11 protein-coding genes and 1 other annotated feature are annotated in these 14,297 nt (G+C 44.6%); of the genes, 9 read left to right on the top strand and 2 right to left on the bottom strand.

Annotation, left to right across the window (positions count from 1 at the left end; genetic code table 11):
• Positions 1 to 275: 275 nt before the first annotated feature.
• From PGR14_RS00410 to aroB, 3 genes are all read left to right on the top strand, one after another.
• Positions 276 to 1,145 (top strand): shikimate dehydrogenase, encoded by an 870-nt coding sequence (locus tag PGR14_RS00410; protein WP_055155649.1) that lies wholly within the window; start codon positions 276 to 278, stop codon positions 1,143 to 1,145.
• Between the two features lie 78 nt (positions 1,146 to 1,223).
• Positions 1,224 to 1,494, top strand: a binding site (T-box leader).
• 102 nt (positions 1,495 to 1,596) lie between these two features.
• Positions 1,597 to 2,610: a 3-deoxy-7-phosphoheptulonate synthase gene (gene aroF, locus PGR14_RS00415; protein ID WP_008374949.1), complete on the top strand. Its 1,014-nt coding sequence runs from the start codon at positions 1,597 to 1,599 to the stop codon at positions 2,608 to 2,610.
• A gap of 28 nt (positions 2,611 to 2,638) precedes the next feature.
• Positions 2,639 to 3,697 carry a 3-dehydroquinate synthase gene (gene aroB / locus PGR14_RS00420; protein ID WP_215633976.1) on the top strand — a complete coding sequence of 353 codons (1,059 nt, stop codon included), beginning with the start codon at positions 2,639 to 2,641 and terminating at the stop codon, positions 3,695 to 3,697.
• A 349-nt stretch (positions 3,698 to 4,046) separates the two neighbouring features.
• Here the strand turns inward: aroB and PGR14_RS00425 are convergent, their stop codons facing one another.
• Positions 4,047 to 5,219, bottom strand: a complete 1,173-nt coding sequence (locus tag PGR14_RS00425; protein WP_008374954.1) for a ribose-phosphate pyrophosphokinase — start codon at positions 5,217 to 5,219, stop codon at positions 4,047 to 4,049.
• 172 nt (positions 5,220 to 5,391) lie between these two features.
• Here PGR14_RS00425 and der point away from each other — a divergent pair, with 172 nt between their 5' ends.
• The 4 genes from der to PGR14_RS00445 all read left to right on the top strand — a co-directional run bounded on the left by der (position 5,392) and on the right by PGR14_RS00445 (position 10,924).
• The gene (der, locus tag PGR14_RS00430) at positions 5,392 to 6,720 is read left to right on the top strand and encodes a ribosome biogenesis GTPase Der (RefSeq protein ID WP_055246914.1); all 1,329 of its coding nucleotides are present in this window, start codon (positions 5,392 to 5,394) and stop codon (positions 6,718 to 6,720) included.
• Position 6,721: 1 nt separating this feature from the next.
• Positions 6,722 to 7,372, top strand: coding sequence for a glycerol-3-phosphate 1-O-acyltransferase PlsY (gene plsY, locus PGR14_RS00435; protein ID WP_022220366.1), 651 nt, complete (start codon positions 6,722 to 6,724; stop codon positions 7,370 to 7,372).
• Positions 7,373 to 7,378: 6 nt separating this feature from the next.
• A complete protein-coding gene (locus PGR14_RS00440) occupies positions 7,379 to 8,389 on the top strand; it encodes an NAD(P)H-dependent glycerol-3-phosphate dehydrogenase (protein ID WP_055246909.1) in 1,011 nt (336 codons plus the stop codon).
• 84 nt (positions 8,390 to 8,473) lie between these two features.
• The gene (locus PGR14_RS00445; protein WP_270222832.1) at positions 8,474 to 10,924 is read left to right on the top strand and encodes a cation-translocating P-type ATPase; all 2,451 of its coding nucleotides are present in this window, start codon (positions 8,474 to 8,476) and stop codon (positions 10,922 to 10,924) included.
• A 51-nt stretch (positions 10,925 to 10,975) separates the two neighbouring features.
• Here the strand turns inward: PGR14_RS00445 and PGR14_RS00450 are convergent, their stop codons facing one another.
• The gene (locus PGR14_RS00450; RefSeq protein WP_270222833.1) at positions 10,976 to 11,959 is read right to left on the bottom strand and encodes a cation diffusion facilitator family transporter; all 984 of its coding nucleotides are present in this window, start codon (positions 11,957 to 11,959) and stop codon (positions 10,976 to 10,978) included.
• A 212-nt stretch (positions 11,960 to 12,171) separates the two neighbouring features.
• Here PGR14_RS00450 and spoIVA point away from each other — a divergent pair, with 212 nt between their 5' ends.
• On the top strand, positions 12,172 to 13,644 hold the full coding sequence (spoIVA, locus tag PGR14_RS00455; protein WP_270222834.1) for a stage IV sporulation protein A: 1,473 nt from the start codon (positions 12,172 to 12,174) through the stop codon (positions 13,642 to 13,644).
• 164 nt (positions 13,645 to 13,808) lie between these two features.
• The gene (locus tag PGR14_RS00460; protein WP_008374969.1) at positions 13,809 to 14,294 is read left to right on the top strand and encodes a MogA/MoaB family molybdenum cofactor biosynthesis protein; all 486 of its coding nucleotides are present in this window, start codon (positions 13,809 to 13,811) and stop codon (positions 14,292 to 14,294) included.
• The last annotated feature ends 3 nt before the right edge of the window (positions 14,295 to 14,297 follow it).

The raw sequence follows: 14,297 nt of genomic DNA on the forward strand, positions 1-14,297 counted from the left end.
AGATTGTAAATGAAAAAGTAAAACGTATATCAACAGTAACAGTCAGAAGCCATGAAGGAAAGAGTATCACGTGAACAAGAAGAAACGTGATACTCTTTTTGTTACATAGGAACATTCATTCTGATTTGGTATTCAAAATTTTTCAAAATGTTTTTTCAAAGGCAGAAAATATCGTCTTTTTTATAACGATGCTTGCGTATTTTGAAAAATATGGTATGATAAAGGACAAAAGTAGCACTTTACAGTGTGAAAATGTAACGCAGGAGGAAGAGATAATGGCATACGAGATTACAGGACATACAGTCCTTACCGGATTACTGGGGAGTCCGGTAGCACACAGCATTTCCCCAATGATGCATAACGAGGCATTTCGCCAGCTGGAGCTGGATTACGCATATTTGGCATTTGATGTTGGAACAGATAACTTAAAGACAGCAGTAGATGGTCTGAAAGTCATGGGAGTCAGAGGATTCAACCTGACTATGCCTGACAAGAATCTGATGTGCTCACTGGTTGATAAACTTTCACCGGCATCTGAGATCGGTGGGGCGGTCAACACTGTTGTAAATGATAACGGTGTCCTGACAGGTTATACGACAGACGGAATTGGATTCATGCGTGCAGTCAGTGAGACAGGCGTTGATATCATTGGCAAGAAAATGACACTTCTTGGAGCGGGTGGAGCCGCAGCAGCGATTCTGATCCAGGCAGCACTTGACAAAGTAGCAGAGATTTCGGTATTCAACATCCGTGATGAATTCTTCACACGTGCGGAGAAGACAATCGAGAAACTTCATGAGAAGACAGACTGCAAGATCAACCTCTATGACTTCTCTGACCCGGAAGTCCTCAAAAAGGAGATCGCAGAAAGTGCAATTCTGGTAAACGGAACTTCTATCGGTATGGCACCGAAGACAGACAGATGTATCATCACAGATGACAGTGTGTTCAGAAAAGATCTGTTTGTATTTGATGTAATCTACAATCCGGAAGAGACGTTATTCCTGAAGAAAGCAAAAGCAGCAGGATGCCAGACACTGAACGGTCTGAACATGCTGTTATATCAGGGTGCTGCATCATTTGAACTTTGGACAGGAAAAGAAATGCCGGTTGATATTATCAAAGAAAAATATTTCTCGCGTTAATTTGCTGTAAATGATTGACAAAGCCTATTGATTCGTGTAACATAAGCTATAGATTTTAAAAATTACATATTCTACTATCAAAATACAATGAAAAGAAGTAGTAAATATAATAAGACGTCACAGAGAGTCCTTTATCGGTGGAAGAAGGATACCGAAGATTATATTGAATTCCTCTTGGAGTAGGATACTGAATGCATTCTTTTGAAGAATTGTTAATAGGTATTTCCGGTAGCAGCCGTTATCTGCAAGGGTATAACCGTTATGAACGACGTACCTGACGAGGCAGTTGTCGTGAGACAATTGTAAAATGAGGTGGAACCACGAAGTATATAATACTCTCGTCCTCTGTTTTTACAGAAGACGGGGGTTTTTTGTTTCATAGGAAATTCCGAAGGAACTTCTAAAAGACATATTCGATGATTAGTAGAGAGAAGAGAAAGGGAAAAAGATTATGATTATCGTATTAAAACCAAGAACAAGTGATGAAAATGTAAAACGAGTTGAGAATATGGTCCGTGCAAAGGGACTGGAAGTACATACTGTAAAAGGTGAGGATCTTACAATTATCGGCTGTATCGGCGATACGGTCCGTGTGGATCCAAAGCTTTTCGAAGTAGACTCTTCTGTTGAGAAAGTTATGCATGTACAGGAACCTTATAAACTTGTAAACCGTGCATTCCATCCGGACGATACCATCGTAGATGTATCTGGTGTCAAAGTTGGTGGCGGACATCTGGCACTGATCGCCGGACCTTGTTCTGTGGAGTCAGAAGAGCAGGTGATCGAGATCGCAAAGGCTGTTAAGGCATCCGGTGCAAATATGCTCCGTGGTGGTGCATTCAAGCCGAGAACAAGCCCATATTCATTCCAGGGACTGGGTCTTGAAGGTCTGGAAATCTTATGTGCAGCAAGAGAAGAGACAGGGCTTCCGATCGTAACAGAGCTGATGTCACCGGAATATCTGGAAATCTTCGATGAAAAGGTAGACCTGATCCAGATCGGTGCACGTAACATGCAGAACTATGACCTGTTAAAACAGCTCGGACAGACAAAGAGACCGATCCTTTTGAAGAGAGGACTTAATGCAACTTACGAAGAATGGATGATGTCAGCAGAATACATTATGGCATCCGGAAATCCAAATGTTATCCTCTGCGAAAGAGGAATCCGTACCTTCGAGACTTATACCAGAAATACACTGGATCTTCAGTCTATTCCGGTAGTAAGAAAACTCAGCCATCTTCCGGTAGTTGTAGACCCGAGCCACGCAGGAGGAAAATGGTGGCTGGTTGATCCGATGGCAAAAGCATCAGTTGCGGCAGGAGCGGACGGGCTGATCATCGAAGTACATAACAGTCCGGAAACGGCACTTTGTGACGGAGCACAGTCGCTGAAACCGGAAAAATATGATACACTGTTAAAAGAGATTACCGGAATCGCAAAAGCAGTCGGTAAAGAAATGTAAAAAACAGCAGCCTGGGAGGAACAAAACGATGAAAATGACGGTAGATTTAAAGAAACACAGCTATCCGATCTATATTGAAAGAGGAATTCTGAAAGAAGCAGCAGAAAGAATAGCGGAAGTGTATCAGGGATCAAAGATCATGATCATTTCCGATGACAGAGTTTATTCTTATTACGGAGAAGCGCTTAAGAAAAATCTTTCTGAAAAATATGAGTGTGCGGAAACCGTGATTCCACATGGAGAACCGTCAAAAGCATTCGAAACCCTTCCGGGGGTATACAGTTCTCTTCTGGAAGCAAAGATTTCCAGAACAGACCTGATCGTTGCACTTGGCGGTGGAGTGGTAGGAGACCTTGCCGGATTTGTGGCAGCGACCTTTCTTAGAGGAATCAAGTTCGTACAGATTCCAACTTCCATTCTTGCACAGGTAGATTCTTCTGTTGGTGGAAAAGTTGCAGTCGATCTTCCGCAGGGTAAGAACCTGGTAGGTGCTTTTTATCAGCCGAAGATGGTACTGATCGATCCGGATGTGCTGGAAACCTTGCCGGATCGTTACGTGACGGATGGCATGGGGGAGATTATCAAATACGGATGCATCAAAGACCGCAAGCTTTTTGATCTTCTGGAAAAATGCGGATGCTATGAGAATCTGAAAGAGCATTTAACTGATGTGATCGCAACCTGTGTCGATATCAAACGCCGTGTTGTGGAAGAAGACGAGTTTGATACCGGAGAGAGGATTCTCCTGAACTTCGGACATACCCTTGCCCACACCATTGAGCAGCACTTCCACTATGAAAGAGAAAGCCACGGTGAAGCCGTAGCCATCGGAATGTACCAGATCACAAAGATTGCTGAAGAGAAAGGACTCACCAAAAAAGGCGAAGCCGAGCACATCCGGAAAGTCCTGGAAGCTTATAAACTTCCGGTAAAAGCCGATGTCCCACTCCCACAGCTTACCGAAGCAATCAAGCTGGATAAAAAAACACTGAATAATAAATTAAAAGTCGTCCTTCTCCATGAAATCGGAGATTCCTATACATACCCGACCGGACAGGAATTCTTTGATGGGGACAGGACAGTATAAGTAAATACGATAAATAAGAATGCCGTAAAACCATGAAAGATATTGGTTTTACGGCATTTTAGTTAAAATGATGCAGTATTTTCAAAATAATATGATATAAAAAAGAGCTTCTTGTTTGCCAGAAAAGTAAAAATATACTAACAAACAGCCGCAAGAGAACCATAAAACAGGACAGATTCCATTTTTGTGCAATGGAGATGAGACTCAAAAATCGTGGAAGCCATTGCTGAACACGATTTTCGCTTTCAGAGGCTCATCGGAATGGTTTGCACAAAGGAAGCTGTCCTGTTTTATGGTTCTTTTGCGGCGTCTGTTCGCTAATATATCCTTACTATCCCGCCAACAAAATTTATCTCATATTTCTCTTCGCAAGCAAATCATGAATCTTATCCGTCGGATTCATAACCGCACTAATAGATGTAGAATGATTCATCGAATCAATGATCAGTGCAAGGAACTTACTCATATCTGCTTCAATGAAATACGGTTTATCATGAAGCTGAGGAGGCAGATAGGTCAGATTGGTTGTGATCAGTCTGTCCAGATAGCCCTTTTCATAATATTCATCGAACTTGTCAAGACCTTCTGTGAAGAGACCAAAAGTAGTACATACAAATACACGCTCAGCACCGCGGTCTTTTAACTGCCTGGTAACATCCAGCATACTTTCACCGGAAGAAATCATGTCATCGATGATGATAACGGTCTTTCCATGTACATCGTCACCTAAGAATTCATGTGCAACGATCGGATTTTTACCATTTACGATGGTAGAATAATCACGGCGTTTGTAGAACATACCCATATCAACACCGAGTACGTTGGAGAAGTATACGGCTCTTTGCATTGCACCTTCATCCGGGCTGATGATCATCAGATGGTCTTTGTCTGCTTTCAGATCCGGTTCTGCTTTAAACAGAGCTTTGATGAACTGATACAGAGGGTTGAAGCTGTCGAAACCATTGAGTGGGATCGCATTCTGTACACGCGGATCATGTGCGTCAAATGTAAGAATGTTAGATACACCCATTGCGGTTAATTCTTCCAGAGCCATTGCACAGTCCAGAGATTCGCGTTTGGTTCTCTTGTGCTGGCGGCTTTCGTAAAGGAATGGCATAATTACATTTACACGGTGTGCCTTTCCTGTAGAAGCGGAGATGATACGCTTCAGATCCTGATAGTGATCATCCGGTGACATATGATTGATATGTCCGTTTACTGTGTATGTCAGGCTGTAGTTGCAGACATCCACCATAATAAAGAGATCTTTTCCGCGGATACTTTCGCCAAACATTCCCTTTGCTTCCCCCGAACCAAAACGTGGGCAACTGTTCTTTGCAAGATAAGAATCCGCTTCATAAGATGAATAGATTGCAGGATCCAGAAAATCATGCAGAGAATTTTTGCGGAACGATACGATGTACTGATCCACTTTTTCTGCCAGATCCTTGCAGCTTTCCAGGGCAGCAATTTTAAGTGGTGCTGTCGGAAGAGCTTTTTCCATAAGTTCGATATTTGTCATGAGTGCCTCCTTATAATAAGCGTTTTAAGTGCTTTTTATCTAATCTTACTTATCTTTTATACCATTATTTAAAAGCAATGACAAGAAAGAGGCGTTAAAAAATTGCATTTTTTGAAGAAATCTAGTATGATATAGAAGCAGAATTCCGAATAAATATCAGGAGGAAGAAAATATGAGTAAACCAGTTGTTGCCATTGTAGGGCGGCCGAACGTTGGAAAGTCGACGCTTTTTAATGCACTGGCAGGAGAAAAGATAGCAATCGTTAAAGATACGCCGGGTGTTACCCGCGACAGAATTTATGCAGAAGTGAATTGGCTCGATAAAGAATTTACGTTGATCGATACCGGTGGAATCGAGCCGGACAGCCGTGATGTGATCCTCTCCCAGATGAGAGAGCAGGCACAGATCGCCATTGACACTGCGGATGTGATCCTGTTTATGACAGATGTAAAGCAGGGACTTGTAGATTCCGATTCAAAAGTGGCAGATATGCTCCGCCGCTCCCACAAGCCAGTCATCCTTGTTGTCAATAAAGTGGACAATTTTAACAAGATGATGCCGGATGTGTATGAATTTTATAATCTGGGAATCGGAGATCCGGTTCCGATCTCAGCATCGGAACGAATTGGAATCGGAGATATGCTGGATAAGGTTCTGGCACATTTTCCGGAAGGGGCAGGCCAGGAAGAGGAAGATGACCGTCCGAGAATTGCAATCGTTGGGAAGCCGAACGTTGGGAAGTCTTCAATCATCAACCGTCTGATCGGAAAAGACCGTGTGATCGTATCCGATATTGCCGGAACTACAAGAGATGCCATTGACACGGAAGTAGTGCACAATGGAAAAGAGTATGTATTCATTGATACAGCAGGACTTCGCCGTAAGAATAAGATCAAAGAGGAACTGGAGCGCTACAGTATTATCCGTACAGTTACGGCAGTAGAAAGAGCGGATGTGGTCCTGGTTGTGATCGATGCGGCAGAAGGAGTAACCGAGCAGGATGCCAAGATCGCAGGAATCGCACATGAGCGTGGAAAAGGTGTCATCATCGTTGTAAATAAATGGGATGCCATTGAAAAGAACGATAAGACCACGAGGGAATATGAGCATCAGATCAGGATGGTGCTGTCTTTCCTGCCTTACGCAGAGATCATGTATGTGTCTGCACTGACAGGCCAGAGACTTCCGAAGCTCTTTGACATGATCGACACCGTTATTGAGAACCAGACACTCCGTGTGGCTACGGGTGTCCTTAACGAGATCATGACCGAAGCTGTTGCAATGCAGCAGCCGCCGTCAGATAAGGGAAAACGGCTGAAACTTTACTATATTACCCAGGTAGCGGTCAAACCGCCGACATTTGTCATCTTTGTAAATGATAAAGAACTGATGCATTTCTCTTATACGAGATATCTGGAGAATAAGATCCGTGAAGCGTTTGGCTTCCGTGGAACGTCTCTTAAATTCTTTATCAGGGAGAGAAAGGAGAAAGACAAATAAGATGGAACGTCTTGTATGTTTGCTGATCGGCTATATATTTGGTCTGTTTCAGACCGGCTATTTCTATGGAAAAACTCAGGGGGTAGATATCCGCAAGATGGGAAGCGGAAATGCAGGTTCTACCAATGCACTTCGCACCATGGGAATCAAAGCCGGAATGATCACCCTGCTAGGTGACTGCTTCAAATGCGTGATCGCAGTTCTGGTGGTCCGCGGAATTTACGGACAGTCTCACGCAGATATTTTACCGCTCCTTTCGCTGTATACAGGTTTTGGGGCAGTGCTCGGACATAATTTTCCATTCTATCTGAAGTTCAAGGGCGGAAAGGGAATTGCAGTTACGGCAGGTATGATCTTATCTACAGATATTCGGATTGCGGCAGTATGTTTGATCGTGTTTATCGTAATTGTTGCCGTGACACGTTATGTATCACTGGGATCGCTGGTGATTTCCGTACTGTTCCTTGTCGGACTCGTCGTTGACGGACAGATGGGAATGTTTGGAATGATGCAGAAGTATCTGTTTGAAATGTATGGAATCGGAGCACTTTTTGTTCTCTCTGCATTTATCCGTCACCGTGCGAATATCGGACGTCTGAGAAATGGTACAGAGAGCAAGATCAGTTTTTCAAAAAAGAAAAATAAGAGGTAATAATTTATGGCAGAAATCGGAGTTATCGGTTCAGGAAGCTGGGGAACGGCTCTGGCCCTGGTACTGAATAAAAACGGACATCATGTAACCATCTGGTCTTATTTAAAAGAAGAAGCAGATGAGATCAGAAAAAAGCGGGAAAATCCAAGTAAGCTTCCGGGCGTTCATATCCCGGAGGAGATCGAGATCACAACAGATCTGCAGGGAAGTGTGGAAGGAAAAGATGTGGTCGTTCTTGCAGTTCCGTCTATGGCAACCAGAGCTACGGCGAAGAAAATGTGCCCGTATGTAAAGGAAGAGCAAATTCTGGTCAATGTGGCAAAAGGAATTGAAGAGGGTACTTTAAAGACGCTTTCTGAGCAGATTGAAGAAGAGATTCCGCAGGCAAATGTAGCTGTTCTTTCTGGTCCAAGTCACGCAGAAGAAGTAAGCCGCGAACTTCCGACAACGGTTGTAGTCGGAGCAGAGACAGAAGAAACCGCCATTTATCTGCAGAAAATTTTCATGAATGATGTATTTCGTGTCTACACAAGCCCGGATATTAAAGGAATTGAGCTTGGCGGTTCCCTGAAAAATGTAATCGCACTTGCAGCCGGAGTTGCAGATGGACTAGGATACGGGGATAACACCAAAGCTGCACTGATCACCAGAGGAATTGCGGAGATCACAAGACTTGGTGTAAAGATGGGCGGAAAGCTGGAATCCTTTACCGGACTTACCGGAATCGGTGATCTGATCGTCACCTGTGCAAGTAAGCACAGTCGTAACCGTAAGGCAGGTGTTCTGATCGGTGAGGGAATGACGATGGAAGAAGCGATGGCTGAGGTCAAGATGGTAGTTGAGGGTGTGTATTCAGCAAAAGCGGCAAGAGAGCTGGCTGAAAAATATGAGGTATCCATGCCGATCGTGGAAAAGGTCAATCAGGTACTTTTTGAAGGCAAACCCGCAAAGGATGCGGTAAGTGAACTGATGATGCGTGACGGGCGCAGCGAATACAGTAACCTTCCGTGGGATTAAAGTTTCAAAGAAATTTCATAAAGTCTTAATGGAAAATCCTTCCGTATAGGCGTATAATGACGTGTATACAGGAGGATTTTTTGTATGAAATTCGGAAAAAAAGAAAAAGAAACACAAGAGGAAGAAGTCGTTCGCGGCGAGATCCAGCGTGTGGTTCCAGACTACCGGGTAGGTCTTAATCCCGAGCAGATCCGGATAAGGGAAGAGAATGGCTGGACCAATGATGAGGTTGCTCCACCGGGACTTACGACAAAAGAGATTGTTCATAATAATATATTTACCTATTTCAACCTGATCTTTCTGATTCTGGCGATTCTGCTGTGCCTGGTAGGTTCTTTTCGAAATCTGACATTCCTGCCGGTTATCATCTGTAATACACTGATCGGGATCATTCAGGAGATCCGTTCCAAGAAAGTACTGGATAGGCTGACCATGCTGAATGCACCGCACGCGGAAGTAATCCGTGGAGGGGTATCGCTGAATCTGGAGGCGGATCAGCTGGTTGTGGACGACATTGTTGTATTTCGTGCAGGGAACCAGATCTGTGCAGATGCGGTTGTTGAGGCTGGCGAGGTTCAGGTCAATGAATCTTTACTTACCGGTGAATCTGATGAGATCACGAAAAAGCGTGGAGACCGTCTGATGTCAGGTAGTTTTGTGGTATCAGGAAGCTGTCATGCACGCCTGGACAAGGTTGGAGCGGATTCCTATATTTCACAGCTGACTCTGGAAGCAAAAGCCATGCAGCAGGGGGAACAGTCGGAGATGATCCGTTCCCTGGACAAGCTGGTAAAAATGGTCGGAATCGCACTGATTCCGATAGGAATCATTTTGTTTGTGCAGAGTTATTTCTATAATCACGACAGCTTCCGGCAGAGTATTATCTCCATGGTTGCTGCAGTGATCGGCATGATCCCGGAAGGATTATATCTTCTTGCAAGCGTGGCACTTGCGGTAAGTGCAATGCGTCTTGCATCGAAAAAGGTATTGCTCCATGATATGAAGAGTATCGAGACTCTGGCGCGGGTTAATGTGCTTTGTGTTGACAAGACAGGTACGATCACAGAAGACAGTATGTGTGTCAGTGAAGTGGTGAAAGCCAAGGCCTATGACGAAGAAAAGATGCCGGATCTGAACCGGATGATCGGCGATTTTGTCAAAGGAATGGACGCGGATAACAGCACGATGCATGCGATGCAAGAACATTTTACAGAGCATTCAGATAAAGTGCCGGAAAAAGTGATTCCTTTTTCTTCCACGGTCAAATACAGCGGAGTAATTTTCAAAGATCAGGCATATGTGCTTGGTGCACCGGAATTTGTCCTGCGTGAGGATTATACAAAGTATCAGGGAAGAATAGAACAGTATACGTCCAGGGGGTTCCGTGTACTGGTATTTGGAAGCTATGATGGAGAGCCGGATGGTAAGCCGCTGACTGGAACGGTAACGCCGCTTGGTTATGTCCTCCTTCTCAATAAAGTCAGGGAAGAAGCGCCTGCGACTTTCAAATATTTTGCGGACCAGGGTGTTGCGATAAAAGTTATTTCGGGTGATAATCCGATCACCGTATCGGAGACTGCGAAGCAGGCCGGAATTGAAGGCGCAGAGAATTACGTGGATGCGGGAACATTAAAGACCGAAGAAGATATTGCCCTTGCGGTGAGCAAATATACGGTCTTCGGAAGGGTAATCCCGGAACAGAAAAGACAGTTTGTGCAGGCACTGAAAAAGCAGGGAATGACGGTCGCTATGACCGGTGATGGTGTTAATGATGTACTTGCCCTGAAGGATGCAGACTGTTCGGTGGCGATGGCATCAGGAAGCGATGCGGCGGTCCAGGCGTCCCAGGTGGTACTTCTGGAATCCGATTTTTCAAGGATGCCGGAGGTTGTTCTGGAAGGAAGAAGAGTTGTCAATAACATTCAGCGTTCAGCAAGTCTGTTCCTGGTGAAGAATATTTTTTCCTTCCTGCTTGCAATTTTCTCGGCAGTCTTTATGATTACCTATCCGCTGGAGCCATCCCAGGTATCGCTGATCAGCATGTATACGATCGGTATTCCGGCATTCTTCCTGGCACTGCAGCCGAACCGGGATATCATTAAGGGACACTTCCTGACCAATGTGTTCTTAAAGGCACTTCCGGCAGGACTTACGGATGTACTTGCGGTTGGTGCGCTGGTTGTATTTGGACAGACGTTCGGAGTTGCATCCAAAGATATTTCTACGGCGGCGACGATGCTGCTTGCAATTGTCGGATTCATGATCCTTTACCGAATCTGCCAGCCGATGAATGCACTGCGTATGATCGTCTGGATCGGATGCGTGATCGGACTGTTAGGATGCAGTATCTTCCTGCCACAGTTATTTGCGATTACGGGAATGTCCAGAAAATGCATTATGCTTTTTGTAATATTCTCTATTGCGACCGAGCCGGTACTTCGGTATCTGACGAAGCTGATCGAATGGCTGAGAAAGCAGTACATAAAATTTATCAAGAATCCAATCAAAGAATTTAAAGGAAAAGCTGCCGTTTAAGGCAGCTTTTCTTGGAAAATGAGTATTTTTAAAGAATAAGGATCAGATAATTCAGTCTGCAAATTTTGCATTCTGATCCACTTCTTCCGACTGGCTTACGATATGATTGGTCAATGCCTCATCATCCGTGGTAAACACAATATCCGGCAGAAGTTCAAAATAAAAATCCGTATATTTTTTCGCAAGAGCCTGGATACAGAAATTCTGTACGATCTTAAACCGGGTAATGGAAACCAGATCTTTGTCAAAGGTGATGTAAACACTGATCCAGAGCTTTCTTCCGGTACGGAGAATGTCATAGTAGAGTTTTTTGTAACCATAGGCATTTAGGACAGGTTCGATCGTTTCTTTAATTTCATCAACAGTCTCTTCCTCCGGCGGGATCAGGAACAGATCCCGAAGTCCGGTTATTACCGTCTTTATCGGTGTCGGCAGCATAAAGATGGACAGGGTGACGGTAATGATCTGGTCAAGATAAGGTGTTATGGGTCTGAACCATGGAAAAGGCAGCAGAACCGGAAGAAAGAAGGCAATTGCCATACCGAAAGAGGCAATACTGTCGATCTCCCAGCCTTCCATTTCCATTGTGATCATTGGGGAATCCATCAGACGATTCTTATATTTGAGATAAATGGATACGGTAATTCCCAGAAAAAATGCAAATAATTCAAACCAGGCAATGGTATCAAAAGCGACTTTTCTGCCACCATGGATCATGATTTCGATATTGTTCAGGATCAGCCCGACGGTAACGCCAGTCATGGTAATGCCCTTGACAACGACAAACATAGATTCAATCTGCATATAACCGAACGGGTGCTTTTCATTGGATGGCTTGTAAAGTAGCGGAATCAGAAAAAGCGACGGCAGGAGCATGCAGAACTCGACTCCGTCATAGATTGCGTCCAGAAGAACTGCCTGGGAACTGGTGTAGATTGCCATGACGATCTCAACGATAACGAAAAACAGATTCCCGTACAGGGAGACAGACATGGCTTTTTTTTCTCTTTTTTGTGCTTTTCTTCCTACGTGCATAGGATACCTCCTTTTTTGACTGTAAGAAAATCCCAATAGGATTTTCTGATAAATGAAAGGCATTACGTGCCTGTAATACGTTTTTTTGTTACCATTTATCATACCCGATTTTGAAATTGATGGCAAGAAAGTAAAAGTGAACTGGCAGTATAGTTGTTCTAAACAGGGGAAAGCCCGCATACACTGTATCAGCAATCAAAGGGGGACAGTGTATGGATACATTTGATTTATACAAGGATATACAGTGCCGGACGAATGGAGAGATCTATCTGGGTGTGGTAGGACCGGTACGGAGTGGCAAATCAACCTTTATCAAGCGTTTTATGGATGTGCTGGTGCTGCCGAAAATGACCGATGAGCATGCAAAAGAGCGGACGGTGGATGAGCTTCCGCAGTCTGCGTCAGGGAAGAGCATCATGACAACGGAGCCGAAATTTGTGCCAAAAGAAGCTGCCGAAATCCAGCTCGCAAAGGATGTGAGTGTGCTGGTGCGTCTGATCGATTGTGTGGGCTATATGGTGGAGGGAGCCGCCGGTTACATGGAAAATGGAGCAGAACGTCTGGTGAAAACGCCGTGGAACGAAAAAGAAATTCCGTTTACAAAGGCGGCAGAAATCGGGACGAAAAAGGTAATCCATGACCACTCTACGATCGGGATTGTTGTGACGACAGACGGAAGTATCGGAGAGCTTCCCAGAAACAGCTACCGGGCGGCAGAAAAGAAAACGATCCAGGAGCTGAAAAGCATTGGCAAGCCGTTCGTGGTCTTGGTCAATACCCGGAAACCGTACAGCGCAGAGGCAAAAAACGTGGCAGAAGAAATCCAGAAAGAATATCAGGTAACGGCACTTCCGGTCAACTGTGAACAGCTCCGGGAAGAAGATATCCACCGGATCATGGAAAATGTGCTCTTTGCATTTCCGGTCACAGAAGTAAAATTTTTCCTTCCAAAATGGGTGGAAATACTTACAGCAGATCACAAGGTCCGGGAAGAGCTGGTATCTTATGCAAGAGAAGTCATGGGCAGAATCGGAGAAATCCGGGATGCGATGGAGATCCGGAAGCCGGAGCAGAGTACCTACATAAATGCAGTAAATGTAACAGGTGTGTCCATGGATACCGGTGAGATCTCGGTTGAAATCAAGGTGGAAGATGGCTGTTATTATGAAATGTTAAGTGATCTGACCGGAACGCAGATCAGCGGGGAATATGATCTGATCCATACAGTGCGTAATCTTGCCATGCTCCAGAAAGAATATGAAAGTGTCAAAGATGCACTTGCTTCGGTTAAAATGAAAGGCTACGGTGTAGTCAGCGCGACAAGAGAAGAAATCCGGCTGGACGATCCAGTGGTAATCCGGCAGGGCAATAAATACGGAGTAAAGATCCGTTCGGAAGCACCTTCTATCCATATGATCCGAGCTAACATTGAGACCGAGATCGCGCCGATCGTGGGGAGTGAGCAGCAGGCAAAGGATCTGGTAAATTATATCAACGAGGCGGCAAAGAGCCCGGATGGAGTCTGGGGAACCAATATTTTCGGAAAATCGATCGAAGAGCTGGTGATGGATGGCGTGCGAAACAAGATCGCCATGATCGGAGATGAGAGTCAGGCAAAACTGCAGGACACCATGCAGAAGATCGTCAATGACAGCAACGGAGGTATGGTTTGCATCATTATCTAAAATTTTTCTTAAATCAATTCGATTGGCGGCAGGAAACTTGCATGGCAATCCGAGAGTATGTTATACTAAAGTCTATACGTTAGGGGATACATTTTCATGGAATGAATGGTCATATAAGATACCATGAAATCTATACGTGAGGAGAAAAGAAAAGAGGGACATCTATGAAAGTAGCAATTGTATCAGCAGACACCATGATATACAGAAAACAGAAGGATGATACGTGTTCGCCAATCGTGCGAAGAGTGCTCGATCAGGTCAGCTTCAAGACAGAGCTTGTACAGCCGGTACCAAATGACAGGGAGGTTATCCGCAAGATCCTTGCGAAGATCGCGGATGCACAGATGGCAGATCTGATCCTTACGATCGGTGGGATCGGATGCAGAGAAGAGGACTGTGTTCCGGAAGCGACAAAGGCAGTGGTCGATAAGGAGATTCCGGGGATCGGAGAGTCGATGCGTCTTTTTATGACACGGACCAGAAAAAGGGCAATGCTGACGAGAGGAACAGCAGGTATCCGGGGTAAATCCCTGATCGTCAATCTTCCGGGAAGTCCGAAGATCATTAAAGAGTGTCTGGAATATGTTCTTCCGGAGATTGTTTATGCGACAGAGACGGCAGCCGGTGAACATGATGATGTTGAGGAGTAGGCA

This window comes from Coprococcus sp. AF99-45, assembly GCF_027663865.1.
Classification (GTDB): domain Bacteria; phylum Bacillota; class Clostridia; order Lachnospirales; family Lachnospiraceae; genus Allocoprococcus; species Allocoprococcus comes.

Bases quoted from the DNA above. Each gene is read 5' to 3' on its own strand.
- PGR14_RS00410 (WP_055155649.1), top strand. From the start codon at position 276: ATGGCATACGAGATTACAGGACATACAGTCCTTACCGGATTACTGGGG.
- aroF (WP_008374949.1), top strand. From the start codon at position 1,597: ATGATTATCGTATTAAAACCAAGAACAAGTGATGAAAATGTAAAACGA.
- aroB (WP_215633976.1), top strand. From the start codon at position 2,639: ATGAAAATGACGGTAGATTTAAAGAAACACAGCTATCCGATCTATATT.
- PGR14_RS00425 (WP_008374954.1), bottom strand. From the start codon at position 5,219: ATGACAAATATCGAACTTATGGAAAAAGCTCTTCCGACAGCACCACTT.
- der (WP_055246914.1), top strand. From the start codon at position 5,392: ATGAGTAAACCAGTTGTTGCCATTGTAGGGCGGCCGAACGTTGGAAAG.
- plsY (WP_022220366.1), top strand. From the start codon at position 6,722: ATGGAACGTCTTGTATGTTTGCTGATCGGCTATATATTTGGTCTGTTT.
- PGR14_RS00440 (WP_055246909.1), top strand. From the start codon at position 7,379: ATGGCAGAAATCGGAGTTATCGGTTCAGGAAGCTGGGGAACGGCTCTG.
- PGR14_RS00445 (WP_270222832.1), top strand. From the start codon at position 8,474: ATGAAATTCGGAAAAAAAGAAAAAGAAACACAAGAGGAAGAAGTCGTT.
- PGR14_RS00450 (WP_270222833.1), bottom strand. From the start codon at position 11,959: ATGCACGTAGGAAGAAAAGCACAAAAAAGAGAAAAAAAAGCCATGTCT.
- spoIVA (WP_270222834.1), top strand. From the start codon at position 12,172: ATGGATACATTTGATTTATACAAGGATATACAGTGCCGGACGAATGGA.
- PGR14_RS00460 (WP_008374969.1), top strand. From the start codon at position 13,809: ATGAAAGTAGCAATTGTATCAGCAGACACCATGATATACAGAAAACAG.